At 41.9% G+C, this 14,668-nt stretch carries 20 protein-coding genes, 2 pseudogenes and 2 other annotated features; of the genes and pseudogenes, 17 read left to right on the top strand and 5 right to left on the bottom strand.

Annotated features, from left to right (window positions below; translation table 11 throughout):
- Positions 1-386 precede the first annotated feature (386 nt).
- Positions 387-818, bottom strand: coding sequence for a YndM family protein (locus AC4E8A_RS10715; protein WP_490198468.1), 432 nt, complete (start codon positions 816-818; stop codon positions 387-389).
- 201 nt (positions 819-1,019) lie between these two features.
- Positions 1,020-1,246: a binding site (T-box leader), on the top strand.
- 55 nt (positions 1,247-1,301) lie between these two features.
- Positions 1,302-1,528, top strand: a binding site (T-box leader).
- 53 nt (positions 1,529-1,581) lie between these two features.
- Here AC4E8A_RS10715 and AC4E8A_RS10710 point away from each other — a divergent pair.
- Positions 1,582-2,661: a bifunctional 3-deoxy-7-phosphoheptulonate synthase/chorismate mutase gene (locus tag AC4E8A_RS10710; protein ID WP_490198467.1), complete on the top strand. Its 1,080-nt coding sequence runs from the start codon at positions 1,582-1,584 to the stop codon at positions 2,659-2,661.
- A 56-nt stretch (positions 2,662-2,717) separates the two neighbouring features.
- Here AC4E8A_RS10710 and AC4E8A_RS10705 read toward each other — a convergent pair whose 3' ends face one another.
- The gene (locus tag AC4E8A_RS10705; protein WP_490198466.1) at positions 2,718-3,152 is read right to left on the bottom strand and encodes a hypothetical protein; all 435 of its coding nucleotides are present in this window, start codon (positions 3,150-3,152) and stop codon (positions 2,718-2,720) included.
- A gap of 42 nt (positions 3,153-3,194) precedes the next feature.
- Between AC4E8A_RS10705 and AC4E8A_RS10700 the strand changes: the two genes are divergently transcribed.
- The 4 genes from AC4E8A_RS10700 to AC4E8A_RS10685 all read left to right on the top strand — a co-directional run bounded on the left by AC4E8A_RS10700 (position 3,195) and on the right by AC4E8A_RS10685 (position 6,031).
- On the top strand, positions 3,195-4,388 hold the full coding sequence (locus tag AC4E8A_RS10700; RefSeq protein ID WP_490198464.1) for a TraB/GumN family protein: 1,194 nt from the start codon (positions 3,195-3,197) through the stop codon (positions 4,386-4,388).
- A 226-nt stretch (positions 4,389-4,614) separates the two neighbouring features.
- Complete coding sequence (locus AC4E8A_RS10695; RefSeq protein ID WP_490198463.1) at positions 4,615-5,175, top strand: DEAD/DEAH box helicase family protein; 561 nt, start codon at positions 4,615-4,617, stop codon at positions 5,173-5,175.
- Positions 5,176-5,288: 113 nt separating this feature from the next.
- Positions 5,289-5,663, top strand: coding sequence for a hypothetical protein (locus AC4E8A_RS10690; protein ID WP_490198462.1), 375 nt, complete (start codon positions 5,289-5,291; stop codon positions 5,661-5,663).
- Between the two features lie 44 nt (positions 5,664-5,707).
- The gene (locus AC4E8A_RS10685; RefSeq protein WP_490198461.1) at positions 5,708-6,031 is read left to right on the top strand and encodes a hypothetical protein; all 324 of its coding nucleotides are present in this window, start codon (positions 5,708-5,710) and stop codon (positions 6,029-6,031) included.
- 38 nt (positions 6,032-6,069) lie between these two features.
- Here AC4E8A_RS10685 and AC4E8A_RS10680 read toward each other — a convergent pair whose 3' ends face one another.
- From AC4E8A_RS10680 to AC4E8A_RS10670, 3 genes are all read right to left on the bottom strand, one after another.
- Positions 6,070-6,315 carry an OsmC family protein gene (locus tag AC4E8A_RS10680; RefSeq protein WP_490198844.1) on the bottom strand — a complete coding sequence of 82 codons (246 nt, stop codon included), beginning with the start codon at positions 6,313-6,315 and terminating at the stop codon, positions 6,070-6,072.
- Between the two features lie 24 nt (positions 6,316-6,339).
- The gene (locus AC4E8A_RS10675; protein ID WP_490198460.1) at positions 6,340-6,540 is read right to left on the bottom strand and encodes a hypothetical protein; all 201 of its coding nucleotides are present in this window, start codon (positions 6,538-6,540) and stop codon (positions 6,340-6,342) included.
- 400 nt (positions 6,541-6,940) lie between these two features.
- Positions 6,941-7,099: a hypothetical protein gene (locus AC4E8A_RS10670; protein WP_490198459.1), complete on the bottom strand. Its 159-nt coding sequence runs from the start codon at positions 7,097-7,099 to the stop codon at positions 6,941-6,943.
- A gap of 166 nt (positions 7,100-7,265) precedes the next feature.
- Between AC4E8A_RS10670 and AC4E8A_RS10665 the strand changes: the two genes are divergently transcribed.
- The 12 genes and pseudogenes from AC4E8A_RS10665 (at position 7,266) to AC4E8A_RS10610 (ending at position 14,668) form a co-directional block, all read left to right on the top strand.
- Entirely contained in the window at positions 7,266-7,859 is a 594-nt protein-coding gene (locus AC4E8A_RS10665) for a kinase (RefSeq protein WP_490198458.1), read from the top strand.
- A gap of 129 nt (positions 7,860-7,988) precedes the next feature.
- Positions 7,989-8,261: a hypothetical protein gene (locus tag AC4E8A_RS10660; RefSeq protein ID WP_490198457.1), complete on the top strand. Its 273-nt coding sequence runs from the start codon at positions 7,989-7,991 to the stop codon at positions 8,259-8,261.
- Between the two features lie 147 nt (positions 8,262-8,408).
- Positions 8,409-8,761 (top strand): annotated as a pseudogene (locus tag AC4E8A_RS10655) (VOC family protein).
- 97 nt (positions 8,762-8,858) lie between these two features.
- On the top strand, positions 8,859-9,563 hold the full coding sequence (locus AC4E8A_RS10650; RefSeq protein ID WP_490198455.1) for an SGNH/GDSL hydrolase family protein: 705 nt from the start codon (positions 8,859-8,861) through the stop codon (positions 9,561-9,563).
- Between the two features lie 86 nt (positions 9,564-9,649).
- Complete coding sequence (locus AC4E8A_RS10645) at positions 9,650-9,805, top strand: hypothetical protein (protein ID WP_490198454.1); 156 nt, start codon at positions 9,650-9,652, stop codon at positions 9,803-9,805.
- A 301-nt stretch (positions 9,806-10,106) separates the two neighbouring features.
- A complete protein-coding gene (locus AC4E8A_RS10640) occupies positions 10,107-11,255 on the top strand; it encodes a CHAD domain-containing protein (RefSeq protein WP_490198453.1) in 1,149 nt (382 codons plus the stop codon).
- A 71-nt stretch (positions 11,256-11,326) separates the two neighbouring features.
- Positions 11,327-12,265, top strand: coding sequence for an NADP-dependent oxidoreductase (locus AC4E8A_RS10635; RefSeq protein ID WP_490198452.1), 939 nt, complete (start codon positions 11,327-11,329; stop codon positions 12,263-12,265).
- A gap of 201 nt (positions 12,266-12,466) precedes the next feature.
- The gene (locus AC4E8A_RS10630; RefSeq protein WP_490198451.1) at positions 12,467-12,745 is read left to right on the top strand and encodes a hypothetical protein; all 279 of its coding nucleotides are present in this window, start codon (positions 12,467-12,469) and stop codon (positions 12,743-12,745) included.
- Between the two features lie 443 nt (positions 12,746-13,188).
- On the top strand, positions 13,189-13,566 hold the full coding sequence (locus AC4E8A_RS10625; RefSeq protein WP_490198450.1) for a hypothetical protein: 378 nt from the start codon (positions 13,189-13,191) through the stop codon (positions 13,564-13,566).
- Positions 13,556-13,816 (top strand): metal-sensitive transcriptional regulator, encoded by a 261-nt coding sequence (locus AC4E8A_RS10620; protein WP_490198449.1) that lies wholly within the window; start codon positions 13,556-13,558, stop codon positions 13,814-13,816. Before AC4E8A_RS10625 ends, AC4E8A_RS10620 begins: the two co-directional genes overlap by 11 nt.
- Positions 13,817-13,947: 131 nt before the next feature.
- A pseudogene (locus AC4E8A_RS10615) lies at positions 13,948-14,126 on the top strand (sulfurtransferase TusA family protein); the annotation flags it as partial.
- A gap of 62 nt (positions 14,127-14,188) precedes the next feature.
- Positions 14,189-14,668 carry a DsrE/DsrF/DrsH-like family protein gene (locus AC4E8A_RS10610; RefSeq protein ID WP_490198448.1) on the top strand — a complete coding sequence of 160 codons (480 nt, stop codon included), beginning with the start codon at positions 14,189-14,191 and terminating at the stop codon, positions 14,666-14,668.

Genomic DNA, 14,668 nt, shown 5'->3' with positions numbered 1-14,668 from the left:
CTGTCTCGATTCCTGCCTTTTCGCGACAGGTTCCAGTCAAGATGCCACGATACTGTCCCGATTCCTGCCTTTTCGCGACAGATTCAAGTCAAGATGCCACGATGGAGTCCCGATTCTCGGGTTTTCGCGACAGGTTCAAGTCAAAATGCCCCCAGGCTGTCGCGATTCTGCCTTATCCTTTAAAGAAACATAACATTCTTAAAAGAAATCTCGAATCCGCGTTTCTGGCTTATTGAAACAGAAGCGGCGCAAGGGACTCAACAGCTGATCCTGCTCTTCTTCAATGACAGAGCGTGCACTCCAAAATCCTACCTTCACAAATGGAACATCGCATAACTCACTCTGCAATCATTCTTTATTAGGTTTTGGATCCTGTTCCTCTGCAATCATTCTTTATTAGGTTTTGGATCCTGTTCCTCTGCAAATTCATAGGCGAAGCGTCGATTGAATGCCGGTCTGTTCTCCTTATTTTCCATGGGAGTATGTTTAATGATATACGAATGGACCATTACTTCTGCCCCTGTAAACAACACCGCAGATATAATGCTTCCCCATGCCACCTGGAGATAGCTGTCAAACAAGATCCCGCCAAAAATCCAAACAATCAAATAGGTCAGGAGGAAATCTGTGATAAGTGCGTTGCGATTTCCAATGCGCGGCAATAGAATTTGATCACCTGCGAAAAAGGAGACAATTGTCAAAAGGATGCTGAACGAAAAAATGTGGATAAAGCTAGCATCGAAGAACAAATCCAGGCTGATATAAAAAACCACCATGCCCGCAACTAATTTCATCAATAATACATTAAGATTTTTCACGAAGAAAGACTCCTTTTTTTTCTTTAGTTTGCGCAAAATCAGAAAGCGCATACATGTTGAAGAGGGCGGGGATAGGAATGAATAACAATTGATATGGACGTGCACACCTTGAAATCTTTTTATTGAAAAAGCATTGACATTGGAGGAGCAGGCACCATATAATACCGGAAAGCAAGAATTTTCGAACTAATCAATTTTCCATAATAGGCATTGATGGGAAAACAGTAATTCTTTATCTCCCTGTCCAGAGAGCTGATGGCGGTGCAAATCAGCCAAAGATAAAGAATGAATTACAATCCCGGAGCTTCTTTCACGTAGTAAGGCAGCTGTCTTATGAAGGGAAAGACGGTCATCCGATCGTTAACAATGAAAAGTGGTGAAGGGGTTTCTTCACAACATGGGTGGTACCGCGATTATTCGTCCCTGCTGATTATACAATCAGTGGGGATTTTTTTATTAGCATGGGTACCCATGAAAATCGAATAACAGGCAACGAAAGGATCACAGTAGTGCTTTATCTCCCTGATCAGAGAGCTGATGGCGGTGCAAATCAGTCAAAGATAAGCATGAATTACAATCCCGGAGCTTCTTTTTCGTAGTAAAGCTTTTGGCTTTATGAAGGAAAAGACGGTCAATGGACCGTTATCAGGTAGAGTGGTGGACTGTTTTGTCCACAATAAGGGTGGTACCGCGAGTTATTCGTCCCTGTCGATTATACGGCAGGGGTTTTTTTAATACCAAAAAAAAAATGGAGGAATGGAAAATGAGTGTAACAAAAGCAGGAATCAAGGAATTGCGTCACAAAATCGATGATATCAACTTACAGCTACTGAAATTACTTAATGAGCGGGCTGAAATTGTCAAAGAAATCGGTAGGAACAAAAAGGCAGGGGTTAACCGTTTTGATCCAGTAAGAGAGCGTGAGTCACTGGATATGCTGCTTAAACATCATAATGGTCCATTCGAATCCTCCACGATTGTCCATATATTCAAAGAAATCTTTAAGGCAAGCCTGGAGCTGCAGGAGGATGACCATCGGAAAGCGTTGTTGGTTTCCCGAAAGGATCACCCGGAAGATACAGTCATCAATGTCAATGGAACTTTCATCGGCAATGGTGTTCAGAATTTCATCATGGGCCCATGTGCGGTTGAAAGTTATGAACAAGTGAAGACAGTGGCGAAAGCGATGAAAGCTCAGGGACTGACATTATTGAGGGGCGGGGCATTCAAACCGCGTACGTCTCCTTATGATTTTCAGGGGCTTGGCGTGGAGGGCCTGAAAATATTAAGAAGAGTGGCTGATGAAGAAGGGCTGTCTATTGTCAGTGAGATTCTCACACCTCAGGATGTTGAGGTTGCACTGGATTTCGTAGATGTCATTCAAATCGGGGCGAGGAACATGCAGAACTTTGAGCTGTTAAAAACAGTGGGAAGGGTCAATAAACCGGTCCTGCTCAAACGGGGGCTTTCAGCTACAATTGAGGAATTCATCCATGCAGCCGAATACATTTATTCGGAAGGAAACAAAGACATCATACTGTGCGAACGGGGTATCCGGACATACGAAAAGGCGACGAGAAACACACTGGATATTTCCGCTGTTCCTATTCTGAAAAAAGAAACACATTTGCCGGTAGTGGTCGATGTCACTCATTCAACAGGAAGAAAAGATTTATTATTCCCAGCAGCAAAAGCAGCATTGGCGATCGGGGCGGATGCTGTTATGGCGGAAGTCCATCCTGATCCTGCCGTTGCACTCTCTGATTCAGCACAGCAGATGAACATCGATGAATTCAATGATTTCATGGAAAAGCTGATTGAATTCAAAGGCAGACTGGCCTAAAAAGCATGGGGGAAGGACACTTATTGTCTTTCCCCATGCTATGTGCATTTATTTTATCAGCTTATTCCTGTCTTCCATATCAGGGGCTGCTCAAGCCACCCATTTCTAGCTATTATTTTGCCGCCATCCTGGCAAGGGTACTCCTTCATAGACATCATCCCTGTAAACCCAACAGGGACTACAGCTCCTACGGCCTTTAAAATATTAGCCTGAGGGATCTTCTTTGCCTGTTTATCATCAGCAGCTTCAATAAAGTAGGAAAGATTCTCTGGATCATCGTTTTCTGATGATAGGTCATCCATAAGGTTGCCAGTTCTGTAAAACCCAACAGTTTTACCTTTAGTCTTGAACATCCATCCTTTTGTGTTGAAAAGACATTCCTTATAAATTTTGGCCTTATCTACAATTTCAAGAAGAATCGTTTCACTTGTCTTCTTGAATTCAGAGAACTGGTATCCCATTTTCTCTCTGAAAAATGGTAAACTATACATATATCTCTTAGAGAAGCCATTGTGGATAAAGGAAGGGAAACTATGTCGATTGATATTGAAACTGAAACTGAGATTGAACAGAACATAACCAGACTGCACTTGGATGGGAAAGAATTCATCCTGATCGGGACGGCGCATGTTTCTAAAAGAAGTGCTGAACAGGTGAAAGAAGTCATTGAGAGGGAACAGCCTGATGCAGTTTGTGTGGAGTTGGATGAATCCCGTTACCAATCGGTGATGGAGGGCAACAAATGGAAAGAGATGGATATTTTCAAGGTTATCAAAGAAGGAAAAGCCTCCCTGCTGTTGATTAACCTTGCTATCTCTTCTTTCCAAAAGAGGATGGCCAAACAATTCGGCATCAATGCCGGACAGGAAATGATTCAGGGAATCGAGTCGGCGAAGGAAATCGGTGCCGAACTTGTGCTGGCTGACAGGAACATTCAAATCACATTTGCCCGGATTTGGAACCAGGTAGGTTTTGTCGGAAAGGCAAAACTCATGATGCAAATCATTTACAGCATCTTCAGTAATGAAAGCATCACAGAAGAAGAGCTCGAACGGATTAAATCGCAGGATATGCTGGATTCGATGCTGAATGATTTCACAGAACATTTCCCTCGCTTAAAGAAACCATTGATTGATGAACGCGATCAATACCTTTCCCAAAAAATAAAGGAAGCACCCGGAAAGAAAATTGTCGCTGTATTGGGCGCGGCCCATATACCTGGAATCAAAGAGGAAATTCACAAAGAGCATGACCTTAACCGGTTGGATCAGCGGCCGCCAAAATCCAAGGCTCCTAAATTCATTGGTTGGGCAATTCCGGTCCTTATCCTTGCTGTCATTGCCTATACCTTTATCAGCAACCCGACAGCCGGATGGCAGCAGACCATCAGCTGGATTCTCTGGAATGGCTCCTTTTCAGCACTGGGAGCAGCTATCGGCCTCGGCCACCCGCTGGCAATCTTGACAGCCTTTGTAGCAGCGCCGATTACCTCCCTGAACCCGCTGCTTGCGGCCGGATGGTTTGCTGGATTTGTCCAAGCCTACTTCCGCCGCCCGAATGTAAAAGACTTCGAAACACTACCAGAAGATGTTCTTAGTGTCAAAGGCTTCTGGAATAACAAGGTGACACGCGTTCTTTTGATTGTTGTCTTGGCAAATCTCGGAAGCACCATCGGCACCCTGATCGGCGGGGCGGATGTTATACGATTATTTTTAGAGAATTTCTAGAGGGGGTTATGCAGCCCTCTCTTGTTTTATATTCGGAGAGAGAATTTTTCCGGTATACTTACACGTGAAACTTCCTCAAAGCAACTCTTTCTATCCTGGATTTTGGATGGGTTGCTTATAAAACCCCTCTGTCTGCACCTGATGCAAATATGAAATGGAGAGGGTCCTTAAAACCACAAACAAAATGCTTTTAGAAACAATGAGCAATCACTGGAGGAATGCATTCTTGAAATTTGTCCTTATCTTTGGACCCCAGGCTGTCGGCAAAATGACGGTCGGACAATCATTAGCAAAACAAACAGGTTTGAAATTACTGCACAACCATATGACAATTGATCTCTTGCAGCCATTGTTTGATTTCACGCCTGAAATGTGGAGGCTCACCCACCTCTTTCGGGAAGAGATCTTCAAATCATTTGCCAAGACCGAGGAAAAAGGGTTGATTACCACCTTCGTTTGGGCTTTTAACATGAAGGAAGACTGGGAGTTCGTTGAAAACATGTGTGCAATTTTCAAATCTGAAGGTGCGGAAATTTACCTGGTTGAGCTGGAAGCAGACCTGGATGAACGATTAAGGAGAAACCAAACTCCGAACAGGCTTGAACACAAACCAACAAAACGAAATATTAAACAATCTGAAGATCACCTTTTAAGCACATTTGAGACATCAAGATTGAATTCGTTGGAGGCTGAAATCGATGCCGAGAACTACCTGCGGATAAACAATTCCAGCTTGAGCGCAGATGAAACAGCTCAGAAAATAATCCAAGGTTTTAAACTAAAGTAGGAGACAGGAGATAATGGAGATGTGCGGGATTCCACACTAAACTTGAAGCAAGGGACAGGGAACTGCCAAAGGCACGGCAGAAAATAAAAGAATCCATCGAAAGGGACTTGCTGGTGGATAAAAACGTCATCAGCGTTTTTTACGGCGGATTGATTGGAATGGGAGACACCGACTTCTATTCGGACATTGATCTCCGAATCGTTGTCAAAGATGAAGCTTTTGAGCAATACCGGCTCAACAAGAAAAGCAGAGCTCAAAATTGGGGGGAAGTACTGTTCTATGAGGACCTTCCAACGGCTTCTCACAGTGTCGCCCACTATAAGGACTTCATTAAAGTTGACTCTTTCTATTACATACAAAAGGATCTGAAGCCTTCTATTTGGTTGAAAAAAATCGAGAAGTTTATGATGAAAATTCTTTTATGCAGGATGTTCAAAGGCAGTCCAGACACCTTTTGTATCAACCTTCCATTGAGGAATTCGATATAGGGAGAAACAAGTTTTTCGCCTATTCTCATGAAGTGTATCGCAGTGTGAAAAGAAGAGAATTCCTTCATGCTGCAAGTTCACTTGACACCTTGAGGCTTTTCATAACAACCGGCTGGTTCATGTTGGCAGGCATGCCTCCCAACAATCCAGGATATTGGGCAAATCTCGGCGGAAACAGGAGCAGGCTGGAATCTTGGCAGGAAGCATTTCTTGAAAAGGCGGGTTTCACCCACGACGAGGAATCGCTCATGAATTCACTTATTATCCTCATCACCGAGTTTCAAAGAGTTCATCACATGCTCTGTAAAAAGGTAGGCGTGGAAGAAAATCAGGAGCAGTTGAGGAGAATCTTTAATTTAATTCGCTAATGCCAAGAGGCCCGGTTACTACAGGGCCTCTTGGTGGATTAATATTCTTCAATTTCCCAGGAATGTTCAAAGTCAATTGCACCTTTGAGTGTCTGGGCTACAGGACAGCCTCTTTCAAAGACGGAAAGTGCACGTTCTGCTGCATCCCGTTTTCCACTTGGGACCTTCAAATGATACCGGCAATTTATCTTGGTGATTTTCAAAACACCCTCCGGCGCTTCAATCACACCTTGGATGTTGGCAGACACCAAATCGGGTGACGTCGGAATTTTACGCGCCTCCAGCGCGCCTGATAATGTACCAACCAGTCAGCCGCCTGCCGCTGCTACAATGTGGTCAAGTCTCGATGGATACTCCACTTCAGGTTCGACCCCATAGAATTTCTTGACTCCTCCATGAACTCCAAACATGACTGGTTCTTTGAAGCTGCCAATGTAAGCTTCTCTGATCTTGTTGGGTGTGTCCTTTTGAATAATGGTAATTTCCGTTAATTCTTCTGGTTTACCCATTTCACCACCACCTTTTTAATAGGATAACGATTCCCCCTAATACAACGCAAATAAAACGGTTGTACACTTTCTTCCCTCATTATTTTTTCAACATCTAAAAACTCAACACAGCACCCCTATAATAAGGTTGTCCAGTTATTCTTTATCAAAAAATAATTCTCCTTGAACGATTCCTTACTGCCGGAGCCCATGTTTCGCATATGATTTTCGGCTCTGGCATTATCAGAATACACACATTTGCTGACACGATATGAGTTCAAGGTCATGGAACGATGAGCAAGAATCGGCTTCAATGAATTCGGTACAATCTCCCTTAACTAAAGAGTCCAGGTAGTGAAGGGCCATTCTGATTTTACCATTCTATTGAGAGGATCCATTTCATTCAGTGCCAAATCCCTATTTATTCTTCCGTGCCCGCTGAGACAATGACAAGAACAATTCTGTAAGCGGCAAGAGCAAATGCTATCTGCGCTTTTTCAATCTTTTGAAGCATAAGGAATTTCTGCAAATCAGTCACTTTTCTGATTTCCGGGCAAACGAGGGCGTTTGAGATTTTCACGAAAAAGTTTTAACTTCCTCCAAGGAACATATCCATACCCTTCATCTCCTATATATCTAATGTGTTTGAGGATCATATTATCTCAGGAATTTTAAGCAAACCGGAATATTCAGTTTATTTTATGATATAATCTTTTAAATATCTCATTGCTGGAGGAGGTAAAAGATTGCAACATTATTCACAGACCTTGTTGAACCTGGCCAAGAAGAAGAAAAAAGGGCACCGTTTTATTTTAGGAATCGATGGTCTGAGCCGCTCTGGCAAAACGACGTTAGCCAAAAGCCTTTGTGAGGACTTGAAGGAAATGAATATTGCGCATTCCCTTTTCCACATCGATGATCATATCGTTGAAAGAAAAAGAAGATATAATACCGGCCGGGATGAATGGTTTGAATACTATTTTTTGCAGTGGGACCTGCATGGCATTAAAGAAAAGTTCTTTGAGAAGCTTTTGATATCAAAAGAATTCACACTCGATTATTATGACACTAAGATTGATTCACAAGTCCTCAAGAATATTGAACTCCAGGAAGAAAGTATAATCATTGTGGAAGGAGTATTCCTTCAGCGCCAGGAATGGCGAAGCTTTTTCGACTATGTTGTTTTTCTTGACTGCCCCCAGGAAAAAAGATTCTCAAGAGAAAGCGAAGAAACCAAGAAAAACCTTACAAAATTTCAAAACAGGTATTGGAAGGCGGAAAAATTCTATCTCAAGGCGGTTTCACCAAAAAAGAAAGCAGACCTGGTAATTAAAGCATGAGCATGACTGTTTTCGATCAATTGTGATTTGGCAAGGTTTTACCAGTTATATTGCAAAATGAGCAAGCAGACAATAATATTGAAAAGGCTTAAATCGCGTTTTCAGATTCTAAACGAAGAGGTGTTTCGTTTGAATAATTGGCTGTCGATGCTTTTTAACAATCGAAAGTTATCTCCATTTCTGAAAGTGTTCCGCGGAAGAAGAAGAATGACCAAGGGAATGATTTGGAGTTCTGTCCTGAGTATTGGGATGAGTGCAGCAGCATATGGCCTGAATAGAAAGCGCAGCAATAACGGTGCCGAGTCATTTCAGGGTCCCATGAAAAACAGGAATATGAAGACACTGCAAGCAGCAATGGTCGAGTTTGCAGACGAGATTGCACCAGACAGCAAAAGAAAATAACACCGTATTCAAAGTGCCCGGAGGTCCTTCGGGCACTTTTTTAGTGTACACAGTCGCCAAAACCCAAGGGGTGACTGGCACAAAAGCAGGATTTCAGCCTTCTGTTCCGAATACGATCAAGAGAAGTATATTTTGGGAGGTATATGTATGAATAGTGCGCTTACAAACAAGATCGGGGTGATTTTTATTCCTGTCAGTGATATTGAAAAGGCTCGAGATTGGTACTGTGAGTTGTTTGAGTTTCCCGCCGATGGAGATATCATGTTCGGTCATTATATTCCTTGCCCAGGCAGGATACAGGGATAATTCTCGACAGCAAAACCTATTCAAAAGACACTGTGTTTAAAGTGTCTCCGTTTCATATCAATACAAAAAATATTCAGGAAGCCTATTACTTCATGAAAGAAAAAGGTGTCAAACTGGTTTCGGATATTCAACTCGATCATTACTTCAACTTTGAGGATCCTGATGGTAATCGGCTCATGGTCTGCCAATGCTGAAATAAGAATAGGGTGTGGTGAGCAGATAGCATAGCAGTTGATTGTTTTTATGGTAAAATAGTAAAAACTTATTTGACCAATATAAGAGGTGTCGACTGTGAAAATTGTATGCTTCGGTGACAGCCTGACCCGTGGGGTTTCCTATGTAAAAGGGCGCTTAAGAATCGTTAAAGAAAACTACCCGCAAATACTTCAACAATTATTTTCAGAAAACAATCAGGCAGTATCTGTTATTAACAAAGGTGTGTTTAATGACAATTCGGGACTCCTTTTGGATAGGCTTGAAAGAGACGTCATTAAGGAAAAGCCCAATTTTGTCATAATTGAAATCGGCGGTAATGACTGCAATTTTAAATGGGATGAAGTGGCTGAAAATCCCTGGGAAAAACATCAGGCCATCGTACCGATGAACCAGTACCTGGATAATGTAAAAACAATCATCACAAATATTAAGCAAAACGATATCATCCCGGTGATCGCTACACTTCCGCCATTAGATCCCGTTCGTTATTACAAGAGCATTTCCGAAAGATACAGCCCAGCAATTAGCCATTGGATCAGTGAGGTTGGAGGCATTGATTATTGGCACGGACTATACAACCGGAATTTGAACAAATTGGCAGAAGAATATAACATTTTAAAGGTGGATGTCCGGTCAGCACTGAAAAAAGCAGGTGACCTTTTAGAGTTCATCAGCGATGATGGGATTCATTTAACGGAAGCTGGTTACAAAATTTTGAGCGAAGAAATCTACCGCAATATCGAAAAATGGTCGAATGATAAAGACTTGCAATTAGTGTGAGAGGATGTAAACAGTGTTTACATCCTCTTTTTGTATAGTTCCATGTGCAGCAGGCAATTGTATGAAGGAAAGGAGATGATGAGATAGTGAACATCAAAAAGAAGGAGCCCGATGAAGCAACGATAGCCCCTGGAATGGATGATGAAGAAGGAATGAATCAAGAAGCGACCAATCAAGAGATTCAGGAAGGCGATTACACTGAAGTAACTACGGTTTCGTATGATGAGGTTGACCCCAGTTGAAGTTGGTTTCTTAAAGAGCACTTAGCCGGTATTACGGCTTAAGTGCTTTTTGAATTAGAGTTGGGTAATTTTGAATTCAAGGTTTCTTAGGTCTTTTAGACGGGCGTTTTCGGAAAATGTTTACCCCTTTAGCGGATCTTTGCGCTATTGAGATCTCACATTCCAGAACCTGTTTCCGGCAAGGCAAGCTCGCTAAGACAAAGGGTTTTTCATAATACCATTCCGGGAAAATACCAACATCACAATCTGGAAAGGGAGTTTTTATATGAAAATTATCTCTATAACCAGGAGTCTGGATGATATGGGCCGTATAATTTTCCCTAAAGAAGCAAGGAAAACCATGGACCTGGAAGAAACCTTTTTTTTGAAAATAGATAAAGAGTATCACAAGGTTGGCCTCTTTAAAAAAGAAGACGGAGGCAAGAGGAGGAAGGCTAAGTTGGACGCAAGCAGCAGGCTGACAATTCCCCCTGATTATCTTCAACAACTGAATTGGGAAACAGGAACCGAAATTGGGCTCTATCTAGAAGGAGAAAAAGGATTTTTACAAGAGACGGCTCCTTCTTGTGCTGTATGCGGAAGCAACCACACTCTTCTGAAAGTAAAGAAAACCCTTGTGTGTGAAGATTGTGTCTGGAAAGGGAATGAGGCGATAGTGGAAAGATGGGCTGAGGTCCTCCAATCTCTATTTCAGAAATACAATGAATACTGTGAGAATGCGGTTACTTTTGAACATACAGAGGATGTTCATAAAGCCAGGACCAAAGGACGCAGGTTGAGGACTCTTCTGAATTTCATTGGGGTTCCCAAAGACCATAATATGTATAAACGCTTAAAAAAAGCACATGATGCATTGGGCAAAGTAAGAGAAGAGGACGTGTTCATCGAGGAATTCGAGAATGAGGCAGAGACCAGTCCATATGCTGATGTCTATCAAGAGTTCGTATGTTCGGCAAATCAAAAAAGGGAAAAGCAGCGGGAAAAACTGCTAAAGAAATTACCTTCCATAATTGATCATGAATTCACCTCCAAATTTCGCACTTTTTTAAAAGATGACATAAAGAATTATATACTGACTTTGGATTTACCGTCAGAACTCCGAAAGCAGGAGGATGATTATAAAAAGCGAGTTAAGAATTATCATCAAGCGGTTGAGGACAAAGGCAAAGCATCTTCAAATAGTATCGAGTGCCTCCATGAAGTCAGGAAAAAAGCAAAAAAGCTGCGATACATCTATAGTTACCTTGACAAGTTGTATTCCCAAAACTATAAGTCCAAATCAAAACCTTATAAAAAGATACAAAAGAAATTCGGGGACATCATTGACCTTCGCGACTGGCTTGATGAAATGGAAGAGTTAAAAGCAGACAGCAATGAAGAGGACATAGACGAACTAAAGAGGCAGCTGCAACAAAGACAAAAGCAGCTACTTCAAAAAGTGAACTTATAGGAAATGCACGAACCACCCGATTTTATGAACGAACCCTTCGAGGAAACCTATATTCTAAAGGAGGAATTAAGATGAAAGCAATTGTCATTAATGAATACGGGGGAAAAGAGGTTTTAAAAGAAGCCGAAATAGAGGTGCCCAAAATGGAGGATAACCAGGTCTTGATGGAGATGCACGCTACTTCCATCAACCCCATTGACTGGAAACTCAGGGAAGGCCACTTGAAGGAGATGCTTCCATTTCATTTTCCAATCATCCTTGGCTGGGATGCCGCAGGGGTTATCAAAGAAAAAGGAAAGTCTGTCAAAGGTTTTGAAAAAGGAGACCGCGTTTTTGCCCGGCCAGCGACGACAAACAGAGGAACTTATGCAGAGTATACTGCAATTGATTCAAACCTTCTTGCAAAAATACCTGATGACATGAGTTTTTTGGAAGCTGCCGCGATCCCGCTGGCTGGACTGACTGCTTGGCAGTGCCTGGTGGATTTTGGAGAAGTAAAACAAGGTGACAAAGTCCTGATACATGCCGGAGCAGGAGGGGTTGGAATCTATGCCATCCAAATCGCCAAAAGCCTCGGTGCAGAAGTAGTAACCACCGCAAGTGATTACAATATTGAATTTTTACAGTCACTTGGGGCCGACAGGGTCATCAATTATAAGAAAGAGATATTCAGTGATGTTCTCAATGAAGTCGACTTTGTGCTTGATTCCATCGGCGGGGATGTGCAATCCAACAGTTATAAGGTTTTGAAACAAAACGGAAAGCTGGTGTCCATTGTTTCACCCCCTGATGAAGAAGAAGCAGAGAAGTATGGCGTAAAAGCAGGTTTCCTGTGGCTGGAACCAAACGGGGAACAATTGAAGAAGCTTGCCGATGCCTATTCTGCCGGGAACCTGAAACCTATAATCGGTACAACACTTAGTTTCAGTGAACAAGCTCTTCAGGAAGCACATTCATTAAGCGAAACCCATCATGCAAGAGGGAAAATTGTGATACTCATAAAAGAATAACAGAAAGCGGAAGGCAGATTGTCTTTCGCTTTCTCTTTTTTGTCTAACACCCAATAATCGAACCATCGAATATGTTTAGGAGAGAAGTTGCTTATTAAATGGTTGAAAATATGGGTAAAAAGGGGGGGAGAGGGTTTAGCTTATTCCATTCCCTATATGGCCTGACCTCGCACGCAGGAAAGGAAGAAGAATCTGTGTAGCGTGTATAAACAGCTGGCAGATGGGGTGATTGTGATGCCTGCACACTATATGAGAAGCGAAGAAATGAAAGAAGGAAATGACTCCGCAAAACTGGCCACTCTTATTAAAAAAGGCACGGATAGAATGTTAAAAATGAAGAAAAGTTCAGGAGGACAGGGAAGGAAAACGCACTACATCCTCATTCTTATGAATAGATCCCAGAAGACAAATTTGGGGAAAGAAAGCCGGATGAAGAGAAATAGAATGAAATGGAAACCGGTCCAAACCGTTGTGCTGTAAGATGGAAGAAAAAATAGAGAGAGGAAGATCTATCTATACCACCGATAAAAGTATGGAAGAAGCGATTAACATCCTCGAAAGCAGTTTAAAGAGACCAGTGGTATTCTCTGGACATTTGACATTAAAGATACCCAACTTCATTCATCTCAATGCTTAATGATGAAAAAATAAAAGAATTTGCCAACCATATTGAAGAACGGCTGGTGGCCTGCAGGAAAAAAAGCAGCTAAGCCTTTAAGTGAAAGGATGAATCCACCAGCGGATCCCTCCTTTCACTATAAGCAAAACAATTGCAGCGCTTATACCTGAGGCGGTATAGTTTTCTCTGCATAAAACCAGACTGACTTAAAGGTGAGAATAGGATTTTGATTTTATACCCATTTGGGTATATGATTATGTTGTGAGCAAGACAATTGCTATAAATTGAATAGGGTGGTTAAGTAATGTTATTATTGATTATTATAGTTGCCCCAATAATAACGGCACTGTATAAAAGATATATGCCTGTTGCAGGAGTTAAACAGTTTAATGATGTTCCTGTGGTGGCAGAATTCATACAGATAGTAGACGTAAGAGATTATAATCAGTCTTTCCGCAATCCAATACCCCAAGCGGTTAATCTGCCGGTTGCCTATATGAATAGAAACTGGCATGAGCTTTACGGCATCAGGGTTCATGTTATCGCTTCAACTAAGCTTGAAAAGAATATGAGCATCAGGTTACTTAAGAGAAAAGGTTATAAGGTAGAAGGATTCACATTGACTGAACAACAATCTCCACCAAAACCGAATAACGGAAAGGGGTATTGTTATGGAATATAATGATCAGGTGAAGAACCGTGTGAAACGGATGGAAGGCCAGTTAAGAGGCGTCCTGAAGATGATGGAAGAAAACAAAGATTGTAAGGAAGTCATTACTCAGCTATCAGCAGTCCGGTCAGCTGTTGACCGGACTGTCGGGGTCATCGTCAGCTCGAACTTGGTTGAATGCGTCCTTGAAGCTGAAAAACGGGGCGAGAAGACAGATGATATGATTAAAGAAGCTGTCAATTTGCTGGTTAAAAGCAGATAAACCTTTAGGGTTGACAGCTTTTTTTCCACCTGTTAATATACCCCTATGGGTAATGAGTAAATAATACTAACACTAGGAGAAATTACAAACGTACAGTTTAAGTAGTAGACGCAAAAGTATTAGCCTGCCCAATACCGATCATCAAGACCAAGAAAGCCATCAATGAGGTGGAATCTGGCCAAGTGCTGGAAGTCCTTGCTACGGAAAAAGGAGCCAGGAATGACCTGACTGCCTGGGCAAAACTAGGAGGACATGAATTGGTTAACCAAAAGAAAAAAATGATGTATTTACATTTTGGATCAGGAAAGGGAAAATTTTTTTGCAACGCTTTATACCCATACGGGTAATAGTAAACTTATTAGGAGGAGAAAAGTGTCTGAAAAGAAAAAAACAACGATAGTATTATTCAGCGGAGACTACGATAAAGCCATGGCTGCCTACATTATTGCAAACGGAGCAGCTGCGTATGATCACGAAGTAACGATCTTTCACACATTCTGGGGATTGAATGCACTTCGTAAAGATGAGAATATCAACGTGAAGAAAGGCTTTATGGAAAAGATGTTCGGCAAGATGATGCCAAAAGGCGCTGATAAGATGGGGCTGTCCAAAATGCACTTCGCAGGAATGGGACCTAAAATGATGAAGGGTGTAATGAAAAAACACAATGCCATGTCATTGCCTGCACTTATTGAAATGGCTCAGGAACAAGATGTAAAGCTGGTTTCATGTACAATGACAATGGATCTTCTGGGTTTGCAAAAAGAAGAGTTATTGGATAATATCGAATATGCTGGGGTTGCTGCATATTTAGCGGATGCAGAAGACGGAAACGTGAATCTGTTCATCTAG

It is taken from the genome of Bacillus sp. SRL337 (assembly GCF_984799155.1).
The sequence above is the reverse complement of the archived record's forward strand: the minus strand, read 5'-3'. Positions and strand labels throughout refer to the sequence as shown.

Bases quoted from the DNA above. Each gene is read 5' to 3' on its own strand.
- AC4E8A_RS10620 (WP_490198449.1), top strand. From the start codon at position 13,556: ATGGAATATAATGATCAGGTGAAGAACCGTGTGAAACGGATGGAAGGC.
- AC4E8A_RS10710 (WP_490198467.1), top strand. From the start codon at position 1,582: ATGAGTGTAACAAAAGCAGGAATCAAGGAATTGCGTCACAAAATCGAT.
- AC4E8A_RS10625 (WP_490198450.1), top strand. From the start codon at position 13,189: ATGTTATTATTGATTATTATAGTTGCCCCAATAATAACGGCACTGTAT.
- AC4E8A_RS10705 (WP_490198466.1), bottom strand. From the start codon at position 3,152: ATGTATAGTTTACCATTTTTCAGAGAGAAAATGGGATACCAGTTCTCT.
- AC4E8A_RS10635 (WP_490198452.1), top strand. From the start codon at position 11,327: ATGAAAGCAATTGTCATTAATGAATACGGGGGAAAAGAGGTTTTAAAA.
- AC4E8A_RS10700 (WP_490198464.1), top strand. From the start codon at position 3,195: ATGTCGATTGATATTGAAACTGAAACTGAGATTGAACAGAACATAACC.
- AC4E8A_RS10675 (WP_490198460.1), bottom strand. From the start codon at position 6,540: ATGGGTAAACCAGAAGAATTAACGGAAATTACCATTATTCAAAAGGAC.
- AC4E8A_RS10640 (WP_490198453.1), top strand. From the start codon at position 10,107: ATGGGCCGTATAATTTTCCCTAAAGAAGCAAGGAAAACCATGGACCTG.